Below are 21,334 nucleotides of genomic sequence, written 5' to 3'. Positions count from 1 at the left end.
ATCCCTCAGCGCCGCTGCGCCAGGCGGGCGCGTAGCTCGGCCCGGTCGGGCTTGCTGGTGCGCCCGCCGACCGGGATCTCGGAGACCAGCACGATCTCGTCCGGCAGTGCGGAAACATCGATCAGCGCGGGCAATTCGCGGCGCAGGCGATTTTCGATATCGACGGCGTCCGGGTCGGGCACCACGGCGAGCACGATGCGCTCGTCGCCGATCTCGTCGGGAATGCCGATCATGATGGCCTGCCGCACGCCCGCGATGCCCGCGATGGCCGGTTCGTACAGGCCCGGATAGATATTGGTCTTGCCGCGGATCATCATGTCCTTCTTGCGGCCCATGAGCACCAGGGTGTCGCCCTCGAAGCGGGCGAGATCACCGGTGGCGATCTCCTTCAGCGGCGGTTCCCCGAGGAAGCCGCGGCACAGGTTGGGGCCGGAGAGGATGAGTTCACCGTCGTCGGCGAGACGCGCGTCCACGCCCTCGACCGGCGGGCCGAGCGGATCGCCGGAGCCCTCGAAGGCCAGCTTGTCCGCCGCGGTGGTGATGGCCACCGGCAGGATCTCGGTCATGCCGTAGACGGCCAGGAACTCGGTGTCCGGGAGCGCGGCGCGGGCGCGGCGCAGCAGCGCGGTGGTGACCGGCGCGCCACCGAGCGAGATCTCCTCGAGATGGACCGGCGCGACCACGCGCCGGGTCTCGATGGCGTCCAGCACCACCGCCAGGTCGGCGGGTGTGAAGAAGGCGTGCGTCGCGGTGTCGAGGGTGCGCGCGAAGCCGATCGGATCGATGTGGGTGCCGAAGCGCGGATACCGCGGCAGGGACCAGCGGGCGCCCTCCAGCACCGCGGGCAGGCCCATCATCAACTGTTCGGTGTGCAGGTGGGAGCCGGGCATGAGGGTGGTGCAGCCGGCCATGGCCGCCAGGCCCGCGCCCAGCGAACCGCGGGTGTGCACAACGGCTTTCGGTTCGGCGGTGGTGCCGGAGGTGAAGACGATGAGCGCCTCGGCGTCGGGGTCCTCGGCGGTCGGGTCGAAGGTCGAGGTGGTCGCGGGACCCCGCCAGCCGGGTTCGGAACCCACCAGCTGCCGCAGCGGGAGGGCCCCGCGCGGCGTTCCCGGTAGCAGCGGCCCGCAGCGGATGTGCCGGACGGGCAGCCGCCCGAACTCCGGCAGCGACAGCCCGAGCCGGCGCCCGAATCCGCGCAGCGGCCCGCTCAGCAGGTACAGCAGCGATTCGGTCGCCGCCCAACTGGGTCGCACCAATTCCAGGCGGCGGGCGAACAATTCGGGCCCGACGCCCGGATCCACGAACACGATGGTGCCGCCCGCCGCGACGGTCCCGAACACCATGACCACGGCGTCCACGCAGGGCCGGATGGAGAACAGCATGCGGTCGCCGGGCCGGAAACCCTTGCTGTACAGGCGTTTCACCACCAGCCGGATGCGGGCGTCGAGCTCGGCGAAGCTGAGCGGTCGTTCGCCGATCATGCCCAGCGCGGGCGCGTCGGGGGTGCGCAGCACCTGCTCGCGCAGCAGCGCGGTGAAATCCTCACCTGCCGAGGGATATCCAGCGTTCACCGGATGTCCACCAGCTCCGGTTTGTAGCGGTGGTCGGCGTACCAGGCGAGAGTCTTGCGCACACCCCAGGCTCGCACGCGCCGGTTGGAGCCGTACACCCGCACGTCCCGGCGTAGCCCGTACTCGGTGGTGAGGGTGCGGACGGCGTTCACCAGCGCCCGATCCTCGTGCAGTTCCTCGATGGCGGTGCGCGGGAATCCGCCCGCGGCCTCGTACAGTTCGGCGGTGATGGCCATATTGCAGCCGGGGGTCATGACATACGGGCCCAGATAGCGCGGATCGCGGTTGCCGGGCCGGAACTTCCCGAACAGGGAGGCCGCCTCCAACGCGACCAGGATGACGGCGCGGTCGCGTAGTCGCACGCCCTCGTCGGTGCGGGGGATCAGCTGCCCGCTGATCAGCCGCAGCCCGGAGTCGAAGGCGGCCCGGATGCGCGCGGTCCAGTCCGGGGCGGGCAGGCAGTCGGCGTCGGTGCGGGCCAGCCGGGTCGCCCCGGCCGCGATGGCGTGCCGCATGCCGGTGTCGGCGGCCGCGCCGGTGCCCTTGCGCGGCTCGGTGATCACCTCGATGCGCAGGCCCGGATGGGTGTCCGCGAATTCGCGCACCACCTTGACGGTGGCGTCGGTCGAGTTGTTGTCCACCACCAGCAGGGTGAAGTCGCGGTCCCGCTGCCCGGCCAGGGCGGACAACGTGGCGGTGATGCCGTGTTCCTCGTTGTAGGCGGGCACGATCACCCACAGGTCGTTCATGGCCCCTCCTGGCAGATTCCTTGCCCGGCTTACGGTTTCGGCAGGTGGTAGGCGATGGCGGCTGCCGACGGCCCCGCCCCGGCGGCCACGAACAAGGCTACGTCGGCCCGATCGAGCCGGCCGTCGTCCCTGGCTGCTCGATACGCGACCGGCAGTGCCGAGGTGTGCGCGTCGCCCTCGGTGTCGTCGGCGCTGACCGCCTCCGGCGCGATGCCCAGCCGCTCGGCCAGCAGCGCGGGGAAGCCGGCGATCGGCCGTCCGCAGATGAGCACAGTGCGGTCGCGGGGCGCGTCGGCCACGTCGAGCGCCTCGGTCGCCGCCGAAACCGCGTGGTGCAGTAGCTCTTCGACCTTGCCGGCGCGGTGCACGGTGATCGAGGACCGCCCGCTGGTTCCCATCTCCGACAGGCGCACGAAGCCCTCCGGCACGGGCCGGCCGTCGGTGGCGCTGATGTGCAGCGCCCCGAATCCGGCTGTGCCCGGCCGCCTTTCCAGCAGCATGGCCGCGCCCACCGGCTTGATCGGGAAGCCCGGCTGCGGCTCGGGCGACTTGGACGGATGCGCGTCACCGGAGACCAGCAGCACCCGGTGCACGGTCGGGGCGGCCAGCAGCGCCTGGCTGACCTGGATCGCGTTGAGCATGCCGCAGGCGCCGTTCATCAGGTCGAAGGACAGGCACGGCACATCGCCGCTGCGATATTCCAGCCCGATGCCCGCCTGCTGCTGAATCAGCGCGGACATGGCCGGTTCCACCATGTTCGAGTCGCGGTAGACGCCGGTATTGATCAGCGCGTCGATCTGTTCGGGAGTGGCGCCGGCCTCCGCGATGGCCCGGCGCGCGGCGGACGCCGCCTGCTCGATGGAGCTGCCGCCGCCGATCTCGGTGGTTACGGAAGAAATGACGATTCCCATGCTGCATCACACCCGAAGGTCGCCGAGCGTCACCGACAGGAACCCGGCCACGACGCCGGAAGCCGCAGGCACCATCAGTACTTTCGCTCCGGACGCTATCCGCTGTTGTTTGAGCGCGTCGTGCAAAACCACGAAATGTGAGGTGGATGCGGTGTTGCCGTAGCGGTCCAGAACCATGAGCGCGGGCGGCACCGGAGCGTCGAATTCGCGTTCGGCGATCTTCGATACCAATTCCACGGCGGGCGCGCTGAATTGATGGTGGATCACGTGGTCGTAGCCCTCCGCCGCGAAACTGCTGCCGTGCTCGCGCAGGAAATCCCGCTGCCGGGTGGTCCACAGCAGATAGCGGGCCTCATTGTGCATGGCACGGTTGTCGGTGTACAGCGCGATTCCGGAACTGCGGTCGCTGGGCATGCCCAGGCACAGCTGCGCGAATCCGGCGCTGGTATTGAGTTCGATGTAGTCGACGCCCTCGCCGGCGCTGCCCTCGTCGTCGAGAATGACCGCGGCCGCGCCGTCGCCGACGGTGAGCGAGGCGAACTGCGGATCGTATTTCTCGGACATCTCGCGCACCGCGGTATCGGAGATTGGCGTGATGTACTCCCCGGAAACCACCAGCCCGCGTTTCACCATGCCCGCGCGAATCATGCGATCCAGCACCAGAACTCCGCTCATCATGCCCGCGCAGGCATTCGAGACGTCGAAGTGTATGGCCCCGGTAGCGCCGAGTTCATTGCGGATCATCAGTGCGAAGGACGGTTCCACACAGAATTCGCCGTCGCGAATGCGGGTGATGGAGCATGAGATGACGACATCCAGGTCGGCGGCGTCATAGGACGAATTGTCCAGGGCGGTTCGCGCCGCGGCCAGCGCGAGGCTGAGGGAATCCTCGCCCTCGGCGCAGCGGCGGCGGTGCCGCACGCCGCTGATGCGCTCCAGGTCGATGGGGGAGTCGACGGCCAGCTGGGCCAGTAACTCCGCGGTCGATATCTCGGCGTCGGGCAGATAGGACCCGACCGCCTCGATACGTGATCTCACCATGTGCACTCCCAGCGGGCCTCGGTTGCCGGGGAGGCTAGCAGTGTGTGTTTTTCGGTTCTGAAAAATCTGTAATTCAGATCATGTGAGGTGAACTACATTGCGGCACAACAAAATTTGACCTACTCCCGCGGAGCGGCGGCCGATTTCACGCACGGCGAGCGAAACGCCCCGGCTCGGCCTGATCGCGCGGCTTCACGACGATGGTGTCCAGATTGACGTGCGGCGGCCGCGACGCCACGAACCCCACGATCTCCGCGATGTCCTGCGCGACAAGCGGATCGATGCCCTGGTACACACTCGCCGCGCGCTCGGCGTCGCCACCGAAACGCACCAGTGAGAACTCGGTCTCCACCGCGCCCGGCGCGATCTCGGTCAGTCGCACCGGCTGCCCCAGCAGCTCACCGCGCAGCGTCCGGTGCAGCACCGCCTGCGCGTGCTTCGCCGAGGTGTAACCGGAGCCGTTGTCATAGGTGGACAGTGCGGCCACCGAGGTGATGGTGACGATCAGGCCGTCTCCGGAGGCGATCAGCTTGGGCAGCAACGACTTCGTGAGCCGCAGCGTGCCCAGCACGTTCGTCTCCCACATCCAGCGCCAGTCGTCCAGCTCGGCCTCGATCACCGGGGCCAGGCCCTTCGCGCCGCCGGCATTGTTGACCAGCACATCGCAACGCTCGACCGCATCGGTGAAGGCGCGTACCGACTCCTCGTCGGTCACGTCCAGTGGCAGCGCGGTCCCGCCGATCTCGGCGGCCAGTTTCTCCAGCCGGTCGACCCGCCGGGCGCCGACGTACACGTGGTACCCCTGCTCGGCGAGTTCGCGGGCGGTTGCCTCGCCGATACCCGAACTGGCTCCGGTCACCACAGCGGTACGAGTGCTCATGTCCCTGAGCTTAGGCAGGGCGTGTCGCCGGTGCGTCGCGGGTGGTTAGCCTCACTACCTATGGCGATTCGGGAAGTAGTGAGCGCGGACGGCACGACCATCGTTTACCGGGTGACCGGTCCGGAAGGAGCCCGGCCGCTGGTTCTGCTGCACGGCTGGTCCGGCAACCTACGCTGCTGGGGGCAGTCCGCTGACCTGCTCGCCGAACACTTCCGGGTGATCGCGGTCGACCTGCGCGGGCACGGCTACTCCGATGCCCCCGAGACCGGATACGACGACCCCGAGAACTGGGCTGCCGACGTGGCCGCCGTGCTCGCCGCCGAGGACATCTCCTCCGGCGCGATTCTGCTCGGCTGGTCCTACGGCGGCATCGTGCTGTCCGACTACCTGACCGCGTACGGCACAGCCGCCGTCGCGGGCGTCGTCTACACCGGCTCCCAGGCCAATGTCGGCCGCGGCGTGCGGGGTGCCGAGACCGGCCCGGGCATGGGCAAGGCGATCCCCGACGTCTTCGACGAGAGCGCCGGCAACGCCATGCGGGGCTTCGCCGCCTTCGGCAATGCCAATACCGGCCCCGGCCGCGACAAGGGCGTCGACGCCCAGCGCCTGTTCGGCGGCAGCCTCGCCACGCTGCCCCGGGTCCGCAAGGCCCTCTTCTACCGGACCGTCGACAACACCGAGACCCTGCGCGGCCTGAACGTGCCGGTCCTCGTCCTGCACGGGACCGCCGACCCGGTCGTGCCGATCGAGAACGGCCGCTACATCGCGGACACCGTGCCGGGCGCCCGGACCTCCTTCTGGGAGGGCGCGCAGCATGGGCTTTTCATCGAGGACCCGGCCCGTTTCGTGACGGAGATCACCAATTTCGTTGAGGCGCTGGGGTAGTCGCGCGTCCCCGGATGTCCGGTGGCACGGCCGCCGGACACCGCACGCCAGTTGTGATCGACCTCACTCGGGAAGGTAACCCGTGCATGGGGTGTTACTACCCCCGTGCACACTGGAGTGGTGAGTCAGCGCCCGGACCTACGGCCCAATCGGATTGCCGTGCTATCGGTGCATACCTCACCACTGGCCCAGCCCGGGACCGGCGACGCGGGCGGCATGAACGTCTACGTGCTGCAGACCGCCATCGAACTGGCGCGTCGCGGCACCGAGGTCGAGATCTTCACCCGGGCCACCTCCTCCACTGACGAACCGGTCGTCGAGGCCGCACCGGGCGTACTGGTCCGCACGGTGGCCGCCGGGCCCTTCGAGGGGCTCGACAAGCACGATCTGCCCACGCAGCTGTGCCCCTTCGCCGCCGAGGTGCTGCGCACCGAGGCCCGCAATCTGCCCGGTCACTACGACCTCATCCACTCGCACTACTGGCTCTCCGGCCAGGTCGGCTGGCTGGCCCGCGACCGCTGGCGGGTGCCCATGGTGCACACCGCCCATACGCTGGCCGCGGTCAAGAACGCCTACCTCGCCGACGGCGACTGTCCCGAGCCCGCGGTGCGGGAGATCGGCGAGAAGCAGATCGTCGCCGAGTCGGACCGGCTGGTCGCGAACACCGCCGAGGAGGCCCGGCAGCTGGTCGAGCTGTACGGCGCCGACCCCGAACACATCGATGTCGCCCTCCCCGGCGCCGACCTGACCCGCTACCGGCCCGGCGACAAGCTCGCCGCCCGCCGCGAACTCGGCCTCCCCGCGCATGAGCGGATCGTGGCCTTCATCGGGCGGATCCAGCCGCTCAAGGCGCCCGACGTGCTGGTGCGCGCGGCCGCCCAGGTGCTGGCCGAGGAGGCCGCGCTGCCGACCCCGCCGCAGCGCCCGCTGCGCGTGGTGATCGTGGGCGGCCCGTCCGGCAGCGGACTGAAGAAACCCGAGGCGCTGATCGAACTGGCTGCGGCCCTGGGCATTTCGGACCGGGTCACCTTCCTGCCGCCGCAGCCCGCCGAGCGGCTGGTGCAGGTCTACCGGGCCGCGGACCTGGTCGCCGTGCCCAGCTACAACGAATCCTTCGGCCTGGTCGCCATCGAGGCGCAGGCCAGTGGCACCCCGGTGCTCGCGGCCGATGTGGGCGGGCTGAGCACCGCTGTCCACGACGGCGTCTCCGGCCTGCTGGTCCCCGGACATCGGACCGGCGACTGGGCCGCCGCCCTGCACTCGCTGCTCGACGATCCGGCACGGCTGGAAGACATGGGCCGGGCCGCGGTCGACCATGCCGCCAACTTCTCCTGGGCGCACACCGCCGAAGCGCTGCTGGACAGCTATGCGGCGGCGCTCGCCCAGTCGCCGATCATCCGGCCGCGCAGCGGTAACCTGCATACCGACAGCAATCACGCCAGATCGCTGGCGCTATGGCGGCGTCGGATGGGAGCAGTACGCAGATGAGCGAGGCCGACCGCGCCGCGGAGTGGACGCCCCGCCCGCATGCCAGCACCGGCGGCCTCAACGACGAAACCGCGCGTGCCACCGCGCAACTCATCGACGAGACGCTGCGCGAACGCGAGATCGAATACACCCGCGACGCCCCCGACCTGTTCGTGGTGGTGCTCCCCGGTGAGCGGAAACTCAAGACCGTCATCGGCGTCAGCGTCGGCAAGCACGGCGTCCGCATGGAGTCCTTCGTCTGCCGCAAGCCCGACGAGAACTTCGAGGGCGTCTACAAATTCCTGCTCCGCCGCAACCGCCGCCTCTACGGCGTGGCCTACACCATCGACCGCGTCGGCGACATCTACCTCGTCGGCCGGATGTCCAACGACCGCGTCACCCCCGACGAACTCGACCGCTGGCTCGGCCAGATCCTCGAGGCCGTCGACGCCGACTTCAACACCCTGCTCGAACTCGGCTTCGCCGAATCCATTCGCAGGGAATGGAAATGGCGGGTCTCCCGCGGCGAATCCCTCAAGAACCTCCGCGCCTTCGAACACCTCGTGGACGGCGCAGACAAGTTCCCCCGCCTTCCCGGAACCTCACCGCACGACTGAGAGCCGTCGGCGTCGGGTGCGCGTGCCGGTGATCGAGAGCCGAACCAATTCTGGTCGTCCCCGGCGAGTTACCCCGACCGTTGCGAACCCAGCTGTCACGGTGGCATACGGAGGCCGAAGTCCATGCGCGACAATCGTCGGCCGGGCATCGGGACACGGGAGCACGCAGGAGGCGGTCGGCGATGACGGTAATAGCGCTGGATATCGGCGCGACGAAGTTCGCGGCGGCGACCGTGGAATCGAATGGGGTGGCCGGTAATCCGCTGCGGATCGCGGTACCGGAATCCGGGGTGTGGGACGCGTGCCGGGAATTGCTCACGGCGGTTGCCGGCGGTGCGACGGTCACGGCGGTCGGGATCGGGTCGGCGGGGCCGGTGGATGTGCGGACCGGGTACGCGGGGCCGCTCAACATCGGGGAGTGGGCCGGGGGATTCGCGCTGGTCGATGCCGTGCGGGAGTTGTTCCCGGAGGCCGATATCCGATTCGCCATCGATGGTGTGTGCCTGGCGCTGGCCGAACAGCGGTGGGGCGCGGCGCGGGGTGTGGACGACGCGCTCTGTATGACGGTGTCCTCCGGAATCGGGGGCGGTGTCATCAGTGACGGCCGAGTCGTGATGGGCCGCACCGGAAATGCGGGTCATGTCGGGCACATTGTCGTGCCCGGAAACGAAGAGCCCTGCGCCTGTGGGGGATCCGGCTGTGTCGAGGCTGTGGCCAGCGGGATGTCGTCGGTGCGCTGGGCCCGGCGGCAGGGCTGGGGCGGGCGGACCGGTGTCGAACTGTCGGCGGACGCGGCGGCCGGCGACGGCATCGCCCGCGCCGCGCTGGCCCGGGCGGGCACGGCGCTGGGCCGGGCCATCGCCTCGGCGGCAGCCCTCCTGGACACCGATCTGGTCGTGGTCGGCGGCGGGTTCGCGCAGTCCGGGGAGCCGTTGTGGAAGCCGTTGCGCGAGTCCGCGGCGGCACACGCGAAGTTGATCTTCCTGCGGGAACTGCGGATCGTCCCCTCGGAACTGACCGATCAGGCCACCCTGCAGGGCGCGGCGTTACTCGTGGGAGGATGAGCCCATGACGTACACCCTTGTGTTGCTGCGCCACGGCGAGAGCGAATGGAATGCCCTGAACCTGTTCACCGGCTGGGTCGACGTTCGTCTGACCGACAAGGGTGTCGCGGAAGGCAAGCGGGCCGGTGAATTGCTCGCCGAGCACGGGATTCTGCCCGATATCGTCTACACCTCGCTGCTGCGCCGCGCGATCAGCACCGCCAACAATGCCCTCGACGCCTGTGACCGCCACTGGATTCCGGTGGTCCGCGACTGGCGTCTGAACGAGCGCCATTACGGCGCGCTGCAGGGCAAGAACAAGGCGGAGATCAAGGAGCAGTACGGCAACGAGCAGTTCATGCTGTGGCGTCGCAGCTACGACACCCCGCCGCCGCCGATCGAGCTGGACAGCGAGTACAGCCAGGACGGCGACCCGCGCTACGCCGGCATCGAGGTGCCGGCCACCGAGTGCCTCAAGGATGTCGTCGCCCGCATGGTCCCCTACTGGGAGGACACCATCGCGACCGACGTGCGGGCCGGTAAGACCGTTCTCGTTGCCGCGCACGGTAATTCGCTGCGCGCGCTGGTGAAGCACCTGGAGAACATCTCGGACGAGGAGATCTCCGAGCTGAACATCCCCACCGGCATCCCGCTCAAGTACGAGCTGGACGAGAACCTGCGGCCGATCGGCAAGGGTGAATACCTCGATCCCGAGGCCGCCGCGGCCGGTGCCGCCGCCGTCGCCAACCAGGGCGGCAAGTAACCGCCGGGCGGTAGGTTATTCGTAACGAAACTCGCGCTGCGACCGAATTGACCGGTCACAGCGCGTTTTTCATTTCCGGTGAAGTTTTCGTGTCGAAGCCTCGATCGGAATGCCTTATCCGCTACTGTGATCCGCATCTCACTACGTCACCGTAGGGTATTTCCCTGTCTCGCAAAAGAATTTGCCTAACCGTCTCCAGTTTAAATCGGTTGCTGTAACTGGGGTTTGCAACTTACTTCGCAGTAGATATGCTGCTGGGCGTTCGACCATTTGCGAGAGGTAGATCACGTTCGATGAAGCACGCGCTACGGGCCACGGTATTAGCCAGTGCGGCCACTCTGCTCCTGCCTGTTACCGGCATCACCGCCGATGCCACCACGCCCACCGGACCCGACGGCGGCGCCGCCGGAGCCGAATGGACCAGTACCGAGGACGGGCAACAGCAGTACCCCAATGTCTTCATCGACTGGGACGTCCCGATCACCATGAGTGACGGCACCGTCCTCAAGGCCAACGTCTACCACCCGGCCGACGCCGCGGGCCGGCCCGTCGACGCGCCGACGCCGACCGTCGTCAATATGACGCCCTACACCAAGCTGGTGTCGAACGTCGCCGACAGCGTCTTCTCCATTCCCGGCCTGTCCGACGCGCTCCTCGATGTCTTCCGCAACATCCACCTCGACGGCACCCCGATCACCGGCTTCGGTGAACTGCTGAACGCGGCGGGCAACGGCGAACTCCGCAACTTCTCCGTCGACCGCCAGCTCATCAAGTCCGGGTACACGCAGGTCGTCGTGGACGTGCGCGGCACCGGATTCTCGCAGGGCGAGTGGGACATGCTGCGCGGCCGCGAACAGCAGGACACCGTCGAGGTCATCGACTGGGCGTCCAAGCAGGGCTTCAGCAATGGCCGCATCGGCATGAACGGCCTGTCCTACTCGGCCATCAACCAGGTGCAGGCCGCCGAGAAGCAGCCGCCCGCGCTGAAGGCCATCTTCCCCATCGTGCCCGGCAGCGACCTCATCGACGACGTGCTCGCGCCCGGCGGCGGCTTCGGCTTCAACTTCATCCCGCTGTGGCTGAGCGCCATCAACGGCCTCAAGTGGGTGCCCGACCTGGCCTCTATCGCCAACGGCACCTTCGACTTCAAGTGGCTGCAGGACCGCGCCAACGATCCCTTCGGCTACCTCGACGTGCTCATGTCGGCCTACACCAGCACGAACATGGACAGCCTCGACCCGCGCGTCAAGGACATGCTCAACGGCTTCACCCAGGAACGCCAGGAGTGGCTGGGCGACCCCACCAGGATCCAGGTGCCGACCTTCGTGACCGGCGGCTGGCACGACCTGTTCACCTACTCGGAATCCAAGATCTACAACCAGATTCCGCTGCCGCCCGGCCAGAAGCAGCTGCTCATGGGCAACACCTACCACGTCACCTCGGGTGCGGACGTCAACCGCGTCGGGGCGCCGCCGCGCCTGGACGTGCTGCAGCGCGCGTGGTTCGACAAGTGGCTCAAGGGAATCGACAACGGCATCGACTCCTACGGCCCGGTGACCCTGAAGCAGCAGGGCGGCGGCTGGACCACCCAGGGCGGATTCGGGCCCACCGCACCGGCTTCCGAGGCCGCCGACTACCGGCGCATGTATCTGTCCTCGCAGCGCTCCGGCACCGCGAACAGCCTCTACGACGGCTCGCTCACCGCGGACGCCAACGGCGACACCGACCGGCTCACCGTCGCGCCCGGCCTGTCCACCGTCTGCTCCAATGACGCCGCCCAGGCCACCGCGGGCATCCTGAACCTGGTCGACGCCTGCGCCAAGGACTCCCGCATCGCCGAGACCAACGCGCTCACCTTCACCAGTGCGCCGGTGGCCGAGGCCACCACTATCTCGGGCCCTATCGCGGTGCGCCTCAACACCGTTCAGGACGCCGTCGACGGCTACTGGACCGTCACCGTCAACGACGTCGCCCCCGACGGCCAGTCCACCGTGCTCACCTCCGGCGAGCTCATGGCCTCGCTGCGCCAGGTCGACGACGCCAACAGCACCCGCTCCGCCAACGGCGACTACACCGACCCGCGCGCCTTCACCTCCCTCGACAAGCGCGAGGAGACCGTCCCGGGCGAGGCCACCACCCTCGACATCGCCCTCGGCGGCACCCAGGCCGTCCTGCAGCCGGGCCACCGCCTGCGCGTCGACGTCTTCGCCGGCAACTTCCCCAAGGGCCTGCCCATCCTGCCGATGCTCATCGACACCGGCCTGAAGCCCGAGCACCTCCAGCTCGACCCCGACCGCCCGAGCTTCGTGAACATCCCGGTCCGCGGCAACACCGGTTGGTGAATCCGTCCCTCCGGGATTGAAGCCCCGGGTGTGCACAACGGCGTGCACACCCGGGGTTTTGCCCTTTGCCCCATCGGTATCGCGGCTTCAGGACTTCCGCGTCGCCGACAACGACGACGACATCGTTCGATCCCTTCGGGCGTGTGATCGGTCAATCACTCTCGGGTTGCAGAAGACGCCCTCGTCGGAGTGCGTGTGAGGCTCAGTTGGGGTGGCGGATTCCCGCGGTCAGGGCGGCGGCCCAGGGGTCCTCGCCGGCGTCCAGGCCGAGGATGGTGATCAGGTCGCACAGCTGTCTCACTCCCTGGCGTCCGGCAAACCCTCCTGGTCGTCGAGAACGGCGAAGGCGGACTCCAAGGGCGGGAACATGGCTCGGGCGTCATGGCCCGCGAACCACAGACCGACGACGAAAGCCGAAGTGGCTTCGAGATATCGGGCCTGCCGGAGGCCGCCCGCGTGCACGGGTCGCAACGTCAGATCCGCGGCCAGCCCCGCCACCGTGGCGACCGCGTCCGCGTCGTCGCCGCACAGGGGCACGGTCAGGGTGCGGCCTTCGAATGCGCGGTCCGGGCCCGCCCACACCTCTGCCGCCAGCAGATTGAACGCCTTCACCACGTGCGCTCCGGGTGCGGTCGCCGCGATCCGTTCGGCCACAGCCGGTTCGGAGAGGGTGAAGCCGCCCGCGTCGGGAGCGAAGGCATTGGTGCAATCGATGAGGGTCCGGCCCGTGAACGTCCGGCGGTGCTCCTGCACGACGTCGTCGAGAGCCGCGACCGGCAGGGCGAGCAATGTCGCCTGGCCGAACCGGGCCGTGCCGGCGATGGTCATGGCTCGCGCGCCGTGGCCGATGGCCGCGACCGCTTCCTCGGCGCGGGCCGAGGTCCTTGCCCCGACGGCGATTTCATGTCCGGCCGCAGCCCAGCCGCCGCCGAGGGCGCGGGCCATCTGTCCGGCTCCGATGATTCCGATTCGCATGTGAACTCCTTGGTCTGGCTTGCGCGGTCGACGCTAGGAATTCCGATGCGCACTCCCGGGTGCCCAATGGCGGTGGCAGGCTGGATTCATGACGGCCGAGATCATCGAACCGGTGGCCTTCGCGGAATACGGCGGGCTCGAATCCGATTGCCCCGCGCGGCTGGCCGTGGACGTATTCGGCAATTCCTGGCTGACTGTGATCGTCTACACACTTCGTGACGGTCCGATGCGGCCGGTGGAGTTGCGGCGCGCGATCGGGGGCATCAGCCAGAAGATGCTCACCCAGACCCTGCGCCGCATGCAGCGGATGGGGTTGCTGGAACGTCGCCGCTATGCGGAATCGCCACCGCGCGTTGAGTATTCGCTGACCCCGGCCGGGGTCGATCTGCTGCGGCCCATCTTCGCCCTGGGGGAGTGGGCCGACCGCCACGGCGACACTGTCCGCACCGCCCTCTACGGCGATCCCGACGACTGATCCGCCGGCGCGAAAGTGGTTGCCGCAGGGGCGCTCACCGCTCGCGACACGCTGACCGAACTTTGTGTGAACACGCGGCTAACGAGGATGGAAGTACCTATGACCTGCACGAAACTTCCAGCACCCGGGGTTTGACCCCGCGTCGGCGACCGTACGATTCAAAGCGTGAGCGTTCCACAGGCCGTGCTTTTGGCAGTCCTGGCGGCCGTAGTCGGACTGGCCGTCGGGGGACTGCTCATTCCGTATGTGAACGCTCGTCAAGAGCGCCTGCGCGCGGCCACCGACACCGGGCTGACCATGTCCCAGGTCCTCGACCTGATCGTGCTCGCCTCCGAGTCCGGCATCGCCGTGGTCGACCAGTACCGGGACGTGGTGCTGGTGAACCCGCGCGCCGAGGAGCTGGGCGTCGTCCACGACCGCCTGCTCGACGAGCGCGCCTGGGCTGCGGTCGAACAGGTGCTGGCCGGCGGCCAGGACGTGGAATTCGAACTCACCGCCAAGATCCCCATGCCCGGCCGCGCCCGCCTCGCTGTCCGAGGGGTTGCCCGTCCGCTCTCCCAGGAGAATCCGAACTTCGTGGTCCTTTTCGCGGACGACGACTCCGAGCAGGCCCGCATGGAGGCCACCCGCCGCGACTTCGTCGCCAATGTGAGCCACGAACTCAAGACCCCGGTCGGCGCCATGAGCCTGTTGGCCGAAGCGTTGCTGGAATCCGCGGACGATCCCGACTCGGTCCGGCACTTCGGCGAACGCCTGCACGGCGAGGCCCGCCGCATGGGCAAGATGGTGACCGAGCTCATCGCGCTGTCGCGCCTGCAGGGCGCCGAGCGGCTGCCGGAGCTCGAGGCCGTCGAGGTCGACACCATCGTCACCCAGGCCATCGAACGCTCCCGCACCACGGCCGAGGCCGCCGGCATCACCGTCTCCACCGACGCCACCAGCGGCCTCGAGGTGCTCGGCGACCAGACCCTGCTGGTGACCGCCCTGTCCAACCTGGTCGAGAACGCCATCGCCTACTCGCCGCGCGGCTCGCACGTGTCGGTGAGCCGGGCGCTGCGCGGCGGCTACGTCAATATCGCGGTCACCGATCGCGGTATCGGCATCTCCAAGGAGGACCAGGAGCGCGTCTTCGAACGTTTCTTCCGGGCCGACAAGGCGCGCTCGCGTGCCACCGGCGGTACCGGCCTCGGGCTGGCTATCGTCAAGCATGTGGCCGCCAACCACAACGGCGAGATCACGCTGTGGAGCAAACTGGGCACCGGATCGACGTTCACCCTGCGTATCCCGGCCCACCCTGCCGATTCCAACGGGCAGGTCGACAAGAGACTTGCCACCGGTGTTCCGGTGGCCAAGAAGGAAAACGGCTCGCGCCCCCTCGGGCGGGCCAGAACCAACGGTGTGGAGGCAACCCGATGACGAGTGTGTTGATCGTCGAGGACGAGGAGTCGCTGGCCGATCCGCTCGCGTTCCTGCTGCGCAAGGAGGGGTTCGAGGTCACGGTGGTGGGTGACGGCCCGTCCGCCCTGGCCGAGTTCGACCGGTCCGGCGCGGACATCGTCCTGCTCGATCTCATGCTCCCCGGCATGAGCGGCACCGACGTCTGCAAGCAACTGCGCGCTCGCGGCAGTGTCCCGGTCATCATGGTGACCGCGCGTGACAGCGAGATCGACAAGGTGGTCGGCCTGGAACTGGGCGCCGACGACTACGTCACCAAGCCCTATTCCTCGCGCGAGCTGATCGCCCGCATCCGGGCCGTGCTGCGCCGCGGCGCCGGCGAGGAACCCGACAACGGCAGCGAGACCAGCGTGCTGGAGGCCGGCCCGGTGCGCATGGATGTGGACCGCCACACCGTCCAGGTGAACGGCAAAGCGGTGACCCTGCCGCTCAAGGAATTCGACCTGCTCGAATACCTGCTGCGCAATTCGGGCCGCGTGCTCACCCGTGGGCAGCTCATCGACCGCGTCTGGGGCGCCGACTACGTCGGCGACACCAAGACCCTCGACGTGCACGTCAAGCGCCTGCGCTCCAAGATCGAGGCCGACCCGGCCAAGCCCGAGCACCTGGTCACCGTGCGCGGCCTGGGCTACAAGCTCGAGGCGTAGGGCCCAACCAACCAGGAACAGCGCGCCCGCTTCGATGACGAAGCGGGCGCGCGGCGTCCGGGGCGAATCAAACGCGACAACTGATTTCGGGACGGTCGGGGCAACTCACCGGGTACCGCCCTGAATTGTTTCGGCATGCTGCCGCCGGCACGCGTGTACTGCTGTCGACGGCTCTGTGCCGCTGGAGGCGCGGGGAGGCGCTTAAGCGTTGGGGTCGCTCTTCATGGTGTAGACCCAGGCCGGGCCGAGACCCGGCAGGTCCTGCTGGTCCAGGATGAGCCAGCCCAGGCCCGCGTTGTCCTGCTGCATGCAGCCGTACCACGGCACGTCCGCGCCGTTGCCCTTGCAGGCGATGGTGTGGCTGGTGCCGTACGGGCTGACGATGATCTGCTTGCCGGCGTCTTTGGCGCCCAGCACGGCGGGATCGTTGTACGCGATGAAGTCGGCGGTGCGATCGCTGAACGCGTTGGGGTCGGTGTTGTCGGCGAAAGCCTGCGGCGCGATGGAGATCATGGCACCGGCGGCCAGCGCGGCGACGGCGAGGGTTTTCTTGATCATGGCCAGGATGTCTAACACGCTCCGGTGAATTCGCAATAGCGGAACGATGTCACGCATACTTCCGGCTATTCACATGCCGAGGTCAACGGGTCGGTGGGTATGCGAAATATACTTCCGCGCAGCCTGATTCGTTTGCCGCCCGGCGGCACTGGTTGTTCACCTTTCGTACACCGGCGATCACGTCACATAACGACGCCGGGGCCCCGCCGGGCGCCCGCGCCCGCCGCGATGTGACGGCGAGCACGAACCCGGCGCGAGTTACGTGCCGGCGCTGCCGGTCAGCCCGCCGAGCAGGCCACCCAGCGCCGAACCCGCGCTGCCGGTGTCGCCCGTGCCGCCACCGCCGGAACTGGTCGAGCCCGAGCCGAAGGGCGCGTCCGCGACCTGCACGACGATCGACTGGCTGTTGGGGCCCTGGGATGCGGTGAGGATGTGCCGACCGCTGGTGATCGGCCGCCAGCTGATGGAGACGTGGCCCGGCGGTGACGGGATCTTCGGCGGGCCGATCTGCTTGCCGTTGTCGCTGAAGGTCACCAGGAGGCCGATCGAGGCGCCACTGAGCGTGGCCGAGACGGTGTACGCCTGGTCGACCACGAGGTTGCCCGGATCGATGCTGACGGTGTCGACCGCCGCCACGGATGCGGGGGCCGCGAGCACGATGGCGGCGGCGAGGGCGGCAAAACCGGTGATTCCCACGCCGGCTCGGCGCGCGCTGATCCTCGGTGCAGTGTTGCGCATGTGTTGCTCTCCTGTGCTCCCGCGCTGCGGTGTGCGGGCTTTCGCACCCTAAGGGGCCAGGAGTCTGAAGCGGAGGCTTTTCGCAGAACTCAAGAAGCAAGCGTCTGCTTGGTTGAAACGAGCGTGACGGGACTCGGAAAAGAACCCCGCCACGCCCTTCGGTGCGGAACCGTCCTAACTGCTGCCGAACAGGCCGCGCAGCAGGCCACCGACCAGGGTGCCCGCACTGCCGGTGGCGCTACCACTATCCGTGCCGCCGCTGCCCGGCGTGGTCGTGGTCGGCGGCACCGTGGTCGTCGGGGGGACGGTGGTGGGCGGGACGGTGGTGGTCGTCGTCGGCGGGACGGTGGTCGGCGGGACGGTGGTGGTGGTCGGCGGGACCGTGGTGGTGGTCGGGGGGACCGTTGTCGTGGTGGTGGGCGGTGTGGTGGTCGCGCTGCTGACGTTCACGGTCAGGCTCTTGGACGAGCCGCCCTGTTTCAGGGTGATGGTGTGTGTGCCGGGTGTGGTCGGTTTCCAGCTGGCGCTGGAGTGATTGACCGGCCATGGCACCTGGGCGGCCGGGTCGGTGATGGCGACGCCGTTGTCCGTCCAGTAGCAGAGCAGGCCGAATTCCCAGCCGCTCACGGTGGCGCTGACGGTGTAGGTGCCGCCGACCACGGGATTCGGGTCGGAGATGGTGATCGTGTCGACGGTGGCGTGTGCGGCGGGCGCGTCGTGGATCTGCAGGGTCAGGGCCCCGCCGGTGACGACGGCGAGCCCTGCCAAACCGGCGCCGAGGCGGCGGACGGTGGTCGTGCGCATGTGTACTCCTGTGCGTACCAAGGAAATTCGGTGACCTGTCAGAGGCCGAAGGGCAGGCCGTTGGCGCTACCGGTGCCGCCGTTCGGCGCGGGGGTGGTGGTGGTCGGCGGAGCCGTGGTGGTGGTCGGGGGGACCGTCGTCGGCGGTTCGGTAGTGGTGGTCGGCGGGACTGTTGTGGTGGTCGGGGGCACCGTCGTGGTCGTCGGGGGGACCGTCGTCGTCGGGGGAGCCGTTGTGGTCGTGGGCGGCTCGGTGGTGGTGGTCGGCGGGACCGTCGTGGTCGTCGGGGGAGCCGTCGTGGTGGTGGGCGGTTCGGTGGTGGTCGTCGGCGGGACGGTGGTGGTCGTCGTCGGGGGGACGGTGGTCGGCGGTTCGGTGGTGGTCGTCGGCGGGACCGTGGTGGTGGTCGGCGGTTCGGTGGTGGTGGTCGGCGGGACGGTGGTGGTGGTCGGCGGGACCGTGGTGGTGGTCGGGGGGACCGTTGTCGTGGTGGTGGGCGGTGTGGTGGTCGCGCTGCTGACGTTCACGGTCAGGCTCTTGGACGAGCCGCCCTGTTTCAGGGTGATGGTGTGTGTGCCGGGTGTGGTCGGTTTCCAGCTGGCGCTGGAGTGATAGGCCGGCCATGGCACCTGGGCGGCCGGGTCGGTGATGGCGACGCCGTTGTCCGTCCAGTAGCAGAGCAGGCCGAATTCCCAGCCGCTCACGGTGGCGCTGACGGTGTAGGTGCCGCCGACCACGGGATTCGGGTCGGAGATGGTGATCGTGTCGACGGTGGCGTGTGCGGCGGGCGCCTCGTGCGTGGCGAGGACCGAGACGGCGCCGGTCGCGATGGCCAGAGCGGCCAGTCCAGCGCCGATGTGGCGGCCGCCCAAGGGGATGTTGCTCACTTTGCGTTCTCCTGTGCTGCGACCCACTAGGTAGGGGTCCGACGCACAGTAAGCGAGCGACAATCTGAAATAAGTCGTTTTCAGAAAATTACCGGCAAGTATGCCGCTATTTCTTCGCCGGCCTGGCCTTCTTCGTGGGCTTCGCACCGGTCGTGGCTGCGGACGCGGCCTCGGCGGCCTTCTCCTCGGCGATGGCCGTGGCCGGGTGGACCGCCACGATGCCCAGCCCTTGCCGGCGCTTGCAGTGCTGCGCCAATTCGTCGTAGGCGGGCTTTCCGATCAGCTCGATCAGCTCGGGCGCGTAAGCCTCCCATACGGGGCGGGTACCGACGTGCGCATCCGGCGAACCCGTGCAGTACCAGTTCAGGTCCAGGCCGCCGGGGCCCCAGCCGCGGCGGTCGTATTCGGTGATCGCGGTGCGCAGGATCTCCACCCCGTCCGGCCGGTCCACCCACTCCTGGGTGCGGCGGATGGGCAGCTGCCAGCACACTTCCGGCTTGACGGTGAGCGGTTCCAGGCCCTTGCGCAGCGCCATGGTGTGCAGGGCGCAGCCGATGCCCTCGGCGAAACCGGGCCGGTTGAGGAAGATGCACGCGCCGTCCACCCGCCGGGTGCGCAGCGCGGGCTCGTCGTCGAGGTCGTCCTCTTCCAGATACAACTTCTTGCGGACCCTGCCCCTGTCGTCGACGGCCTGGCCCATGAGCTGCCAGTCCTCGGGTGTGAGCATTTTCACAGCCTGGTGCAGCTTCTTGCCGTCCTCCTCGTCGGAGAGGAACGCGCCGTGCGAGCAGCAGCCGTCGTTCTCCCGGCCGTCGATGATGCCCTGGCAAGCCGGAGTGCCGAAAACGCAGGTCCACCGGGAAAGCAGCCAGGTCAGATCGGCCGCGATCAAATGCTCGTCATTTGCTGGATCGACGAATTCGATCCACTCCCGCGGGAAGTCGAGTTCCACCTCGGGCGCCGGGTCGATCTTCGCCGCTGGTCGAAGCCCGGTCGGCCCGCTCGCCGATGCACCTGCCGTCACAACGCGGAACGCTAACAGCTCAGTCGCCTGGCCAGAAGTCCTGACGCACCCAGTACCGTGTTCTTGTGCGGCTCGGTGTACTCGACGTGGGAAGCAATACCGTCCACCTGCTTGTGGTGGACGCGCATCGTGGTGGACACCCGACGCCCATGAGTTCGACGAAGTCGGCCCTGCGGCTGTCCGAGAGCATGGACGACCAGGGCCGGATCACGCCTACGGGCGCGTCCCGGCTCACCGCCACGGTAGCCGAATTCGCAAGCATCGCAAAGACTTCCGGTTGCGTGGAGCTGATGGCCTTCGCCACCTCCGCGGTCCGCGAGGCCACCAACTCCGACGAGGTGCTGGCCCGGGTGCGGCGCGAGACCGGGGTGAACCTGAAGGTGCTCTCCGGTGTCGATGAGGCTCGACACACCTTCCTCGCGGTGCGCCGCTGGTACGGGTGGAGCGCCGGGCGGATTCTGAACCTGGACATCGGCGGCGGCTCGCTCGAGATGAGCAACGGCGCGGACGAGGTGCCGGACGCGGCGCTGTCGCTGCAATTGGGCGCGGGCCGGCTGACGCGGGACTGGCTGCGCCACGATCCGCCGGGCAAGCGCCGGGTGGCGGTGCTGCGCGACTGGCTCGACGCCGAGCTGGTGCTGCCGAGCAAGCAGCTGCTCGAGGTGGGCCGCCCGGATCTGGCGGTCGGCACCTCCAAGACCTTCCGCTCACTGGCCCGGCTGACCGGAGCCGCCCCCTCTGTTGCGGGACCCCGGGTTCGGCGTACTCTCACGAGTTCCGGCCTGCGGCAGCTGATTGCGTTCATATCGAGAATGACAGCCGCCGACCGGGCAGAATTGGAAGGCGTAAGTTCTGATCGGTCACAGCAACTCGTGGCCGGTGCGCTGGTCGCGGAGGCGAGTATGCGGGCTCTGTCCCTGGACACGCTCGAGATCTGTCCCTGGGCACTGCGAGAGGGATTGATCTTGCGCAAACTGGATACCGACCTGGATAGCGAACCGATAACCGGCGGCCCCGACAGCGGCCTGTCGGGCCCGATCGAAACGGTGTCTCGATGACCGAGGATTCAAGCCAGCTGTCCGTCGCCGAGCTGCTGGCCCGGAACGGGCAGCAGAGCGGGGCCCCCGCCGGTGGCGGCGGGCGCCGACGTCGAAGCGGCCGCGGCATTTCCGTCGCGGAACTGACCGGTGATATTCCGGTCGTGACACCGGGATCGTCCTCGCACGCGGCCCCGGATGTGGATCCGGTCGAGTCGGCGCCGGAGCCGGCTCCGATTGAATCGGACTATTCAAACTATTCGAACTTCTCGAATTATTCTGACTACCCGAACTTTTCGGATTACTCGGACTTCTCCTCCACTGCGGCACCGGCGCAGCCGGACTACTCGTCCTATGCGGCTCCCGAACCGGAACCCGCGTATTCCCCGCTCTCCGGGCCGATCTCGTACTACGACCCGCTGGCCCCCACCCCGCAGCCGCCGTCCCTGCCCGAGCCGTCCG

General features: G+C 68.5%; 21 protein-coding genes. 10 read left to right on the top strand and 11 right to left on the bottom strand.

All coding sequences use genetic code 11. The features are described 5' to 3' along the window. Positions 1-5 precede the first annotated feature (5 nt). From ON33_RS28075 to ON33_RS28055, 5 genes are all read right to left on the bottom strand, one after another. Positions 6-1,574, bottom strand: coding sequence for a class I adenylate-forming enzyme family protein (locus ON33_RS28075; protein ID WP_245550769.1), 1,569 nt, complete (start codon positions 1,572-1,574; stop codon positions 6-8). Further along, positions 1,571-2,323, bottom strand: a complete 753-nt coding sequence (locus ON33_RS28070; RefSeq protein ID WP_040862095.1) for a glycosyltransferase family 2 protein — start codon at positions 2,321-2,323, stop codon at positions 1,571-1,573. Before ON33_RS28070 ends, ON33_RS28075 begins: the two co-directional genes overlap by 4 nt. A gap of 29 nt (positions 2,324-2,352) precedes the next feature. Next, on the bottom strand, positions 2,353-3,234 hold the full coding sequence (locus ON33_RS28065; protein WP_051152917.1) for a beta-ketoacyl-[acyl-carrier-protein] synthase family protein: 882 nt from the start codon (positions 3,232-3,234) through the stop codon (positions 2,353-2,355). A 6-nt stretch (positions 3,235-3,240) separates the two neighbouring features. Further along, positions 3,241-4,275 carry a 3-oxoacyl-ACP synthase III family protein gene (locus ON33_RS28060; RefSeq protein ID WP_040862094.1) on the bottom strand — a complete coding sequence of 345 codons (1,035 nt, stop codon included), beginning with the start codon at positions 4,273-4,275 and terminating at the stop codon, positions 3,241-3,243. Positions 4,276-4,420: 145 nt separating this feature from the next. Then, positions 4,421-5,155: an SDR family NAD(P)-dependent oxidoreductase gene (locus ON33_RS28055; RefSeq protein ID WP_040862093.1), complete on the bottom strand. Its 735-nt coding sequence runs from the start codon at positions 5,153-5,155 to the stop codon at positions 4,421-4,423. 60 nt (positions 5,156-5,215) lie between these two features. Here ON33_RS28055 and ON33_RS28050 point away from each other — a divergent pair, with 60 nt between their 5' ends. From ON33_RS28050 to ON33_RS28025, 6 genes are all read left to right on the top strand, one after another. Next, a complete protein-coding gene (locus tag ON33_RS28050; RefSeq protein WP_040862092.1) occupies positions 5,216-6,040 on the top strand; it encodes an alpha/beta fold hydrolase in 825 nt (274 codons plus the stop codon). A 105-nt stretch (positions 6,041-6,145) separates the two neighbouring features. Continuing rightward, positions 6,146-7,528, top strand: coding sequence for a D-inositol-3-phosphate glycosyltransferase (gene mshA, locus ON33_RS28045; RefSeq protein ID WP_373281068.1), 1,383 nt, complete (start codon positions 6,146-6,148; stop codon positions 7,526-7,528). Then, positions 7,525-8,124, top strand: coding sequence for a type III secretion system chaperone family protein (locus tag ON33_RS28040; protein ID WP_083869355.1), 600 nt, complete (start codon positions 7,525-7,527; stop codon positions 8,122-8,124). The genes mshA and ON33_RS28040 overlap by 4 nt, the downstream gene beginning before the upstream one ends. A 182-nt stretch (positions 8,125-8,306) precedes the next feature. Next, positions 8,307-9,188: an ROK family protein gene (locus ON33_RS28035; RefSeq protein WP_040862091.1), complete on the top strand. Its 882-nt coding sequence runs from the start codon at positions 8,307-8,309 to the stop codon at positions 9,186-9,188. Positions 9,189-9,192: 4 nt separating this feature from the next. Continuing rightward, the gene (locus ON33_RS28030; protein WP_040862090.1) at positions 9,193-9,930 is read left to right on the top strand and encodes a phosphoglyceromutase; all 738 of its coding nucleotides are present in this window, start codon (positions 9,193-9,195) and stop codon (positions 9,928-9,930) included. A gap of 293 nt (positions 9,931-10,223) precedes the next feature. Continuing rightward, entirely contained in the window at positions 10,224-12,272 is a 2,049-nt protein-coding gene (locus tag ON33_RS28025; RefSeq protein WP_040862089.1) for a CocE/NonD family hydrolase, read from the top strand. Between the two features lie 297 nt (positions 12,273-12,569). Here the strand turns inward: ON33_RS28025 and ON33_RS28020 are convergent, their stop codons facing one another. Beyond that, positions 12,570-13,247, bottom strand: a complete 678-nt coding sequence (locus tag ON33_RS28020) for an NADPH-dependent F420 reductase (RefSeq protein ID WP_040862088.1) — start codon at positions 13,245-13,247, stop codon at positions 12,570-12,572. A gap of 88 nt (positions 13,248-13,335) precedes the next feature. Between ON33_RS28020 and ON33_RS28015 the strand changes: the two genes are divergently transcribed. The 3 genes from ON33_RS28015 (at position 13,336) to ON33_RS28005 (ending at position 15,824) form a co-directional block, all read left to right on the top strand. Continuing rightward, the gene (locus ON33_RS28015; protein WP_040862087.1) at positions 13,336-13,722 is read left to right on the top strand and encodes a winged helix-turn-helix transcriptional regulator; all 387 of its coding nucleotides are present in this window, start codon (positions 13,336-13,338) and stop codon (positions 13,720-13,722) included. A gap of 165 nt (positions 13,723-13,887) precedes the next feature. Further along, positions 13,888-15,138 (top strand): sensor histidine kinase, encoded by a 1,251-nt coding sequence (locus ON33_RS28010; RefSeq protein WP_040862086.1) that lies wholly within the window; start codon positions 13,888-13,890, stop codon positions 15,136-15,138. Further along, the gene (locus ON33_RS28005; RefSeq protein WP_040862085.1) at positions 15,135-15,824 is read left to right on the top strand and encodes a response regulator; all 690 of its coding nucleotides are present in this window, start codon (positions 15,135-15,137) and stop codon (positions 15,822-15,824) included. The genes ON33_RS28010 and ON33_RS28005 overlap by 4 nt, the downstream gene beginning before the upstream one ends. A 201-nt stretch (positions 15,825-16,025) precedes the next feature. Here ON33_RS28005 and ON33_RS28000 read toward each other — a convergent pair whose 3' ends face one another. The 5 genes from ON33_RS28000 to ON33_RS27980 all read right to left on the bottom strand — a co-directional run bounded on the left by ON33_RS28000 (position 16,026) and on the right by ON33_RS27980 (position 19,835). Further along, on the bottom strand, positions 16,026-16,382 hold the full coding sequence (locus ON33_RS28000) for a hypothetical protein (protein WP_040862084.1): 357 nt from the start codon (positions 16,380-16,382) through the stop codon (positions 16,026-16,028). 258 nt (positions 16,383-16,640) lie between these two features. Next, positions 16,641-17,120: an Ig-like domain-containing protein gene (locus ON33_RS27995; RefSeq protein ID WP_157184766.1), complete on the bottom strand. Its 480-nt coding sequence runs from the start codon at positions 17,118-17,120 to the stop codon at positions 16,641-16,643. 174 nt (positions 17,121-17,294) lie between these two features. Next, positions 17,295-17,924 carry a hypothetical protein gene (locus ON33_RS42575; RefSeq protein ID WP_040862083.1) on the bottom strand — a complete coding sequence of 210 codons (630 nt, stop codon included), beginning with the start codon at positions 17,922-17,924 and terminating at the stop codon, positions 17,295-17,297. A gap of 38 nt (positions 17,925-17,962) precedes the next feature. After that, positions 17,963-18,811 carry a hypothetical protein gene (locus tag ON33_RS42630; protein WP_051152915.1) on the bottom strand — a complete coding sequence of 283 codons (849 nt, stop codon included), beginning with the start codon at positions 18,809-18,811 and terminating at the stop codon, positions 17,963-17,965. Between the two features lie 106 nt (positions 18,812-18,917). Beyond that, entirely contained in the window at positions 18,918-19,835 is a 918-nt protein-coding gene (locus ON33_RS27980) for a DUF3109 family protein (protein ID WP_373281067.1), read from the bottom strand. A 65-nt stretch (positions 19,836-19,900) separates the two neighbouring features. Here ON33_RS27980 and ON33_RS27975 point away from each other — a divergent pair, with 65 nt between their 5' ends. Next, a complete protein-coding gene (locus ON33_RS27975; RefSeq protein ID WP_063711083.1) occupies positions 19,901-20,893 on the top strand; it encodes a Ppx/GppA family phosphatase in 993 nt (330 codons plus the stop codon). The last annotated feature ends 441 nt before the right edge of the window (positions 20,894-21,334 follow it).

This window comes from Nocardia niigatensis NBRC 100131, assembly GCF_000308655.1.
Taxonomy (GTDB): domain Bacteria; phylum Actinomycetota; class Actinomycetes; order Mycobacteriales; family Mycobacteriaceae; genus Nocardia; species Nocardia niigatensis.
The sequence above is the reverse complement of the archived record's forward strand: the minus strand, read 5'-3'. Positions and strand labels throughout refer to the sequence as shown.

Excerpts from the sequence above, each read along its gene's own strand:
- ON33_RS28070 (WP_040862095.1), bottom strand. The coding sequence starts at position 2,323 with ATGAACGACCTGTGGGTGATCGTGCCCGCCTACAACGAGGAACACGGC.
- ON33_RS28065 (WP_051152917.1), bottom strand. The coding sequence starts at position 3,234 with ATGGGAATCGTCATTTCTTCCGTAACCACCGAGATCGGCGGCGGCAGC.
- ON33_RS28060 (WP_040862094.1), bottom strand. The coding sequence starts at position 4,275 with ATGGTGAGATCACGTATCGAGGCGGTCGGGTCCTATCTGCCCGACGCC.
- ON33_RS28055 (WP_040862093.1), bottom strand. The coding sequence starts at position 5,155 with ATGAGCACTCGTACCGCTGTGGTGACCGGAGCCAGTTCGGGTATCGGC.
- ON33_RS28050 (WP_040862092.1), top strand. The coding sequence starts at position 5,216 with ATGGCGATTCGGGAAGTAGTGAGCGCGGACGGCACGACCATCGTTTAC.
- ON33_RS28040 (WP_083869355.1), top strand. The coding sequence starts at position 7,525 with ATGAGCGAGGCCGACCGCGCCGCGGAGTGGACGCCCCGCCCGCATGCC.
- ON33_RS28035 (WP_040862091.1), top strand. The coding sequence starts at position 8,307 with ATGACGGTAATAGCGCTGGATATCGGCGCGACGAAGTTCGCGGCGGCG.
- ON33_RS28030 (WP_040862090.1), top strand. The coding sequence starts at position 9,193 with ATGACGTACACCCTTGTGTTGCTGCGCCACGGCGAGAGCGAATGGAAT.
- ON33_RS28025 (WP_040862089.1), top strand. The coding sequence starts at position 10,224 with ATGAAGCACGCGCTACGGGCCACGGTATTAGCCAGTGCGGCCACTCTG.
- ON33_RS28020 (WP_040862088.1), bottom strand. The coding sequence starts at position 13,247 with ATGCGAATCGGAATCATCGGAGCCGGACAGATGGCCCGCGCCCTCGGC.
- ON33_RS28015 (WP_040862087.1), top strand. The coding sequence starts at position 13,336 with ATGACGGCCGAGATCATCGAACCGGTGGCCTTCGCGGAATACGGCGGG.
- ON33_RS28005 (WP_040862085.1), top strand. The coding sequence starts at position 15,135 with ATGACGAGTGTGTTGATCGTCGAGGACGAGGAGTCGCTGGCCGATCCG.
- ON33_RS28000 (WP_040862084.1), bottom strand. The coding sequence starts at position 16,382 with ATGATCAAGAAAACCCTCGCCGTCGCCGCGCTGGCCGCCGGTGCCATG.
- ON33_RS27995 (WP_157184766.1), bottom strand. The coding sequence starts at position 17,120 with ATGCGCAACACTGCACCGAGGATCAGCGCGCGCCGAGCCGGCGTGGGA.
- ON33_RS42575 (WP_040862083.1), bottom strand. The coding sequence starts at position 17,924 with ATGCGCACGACCACCGTCCGCCGCCTCGGCGCCGGTTTGGCAGGGCTC.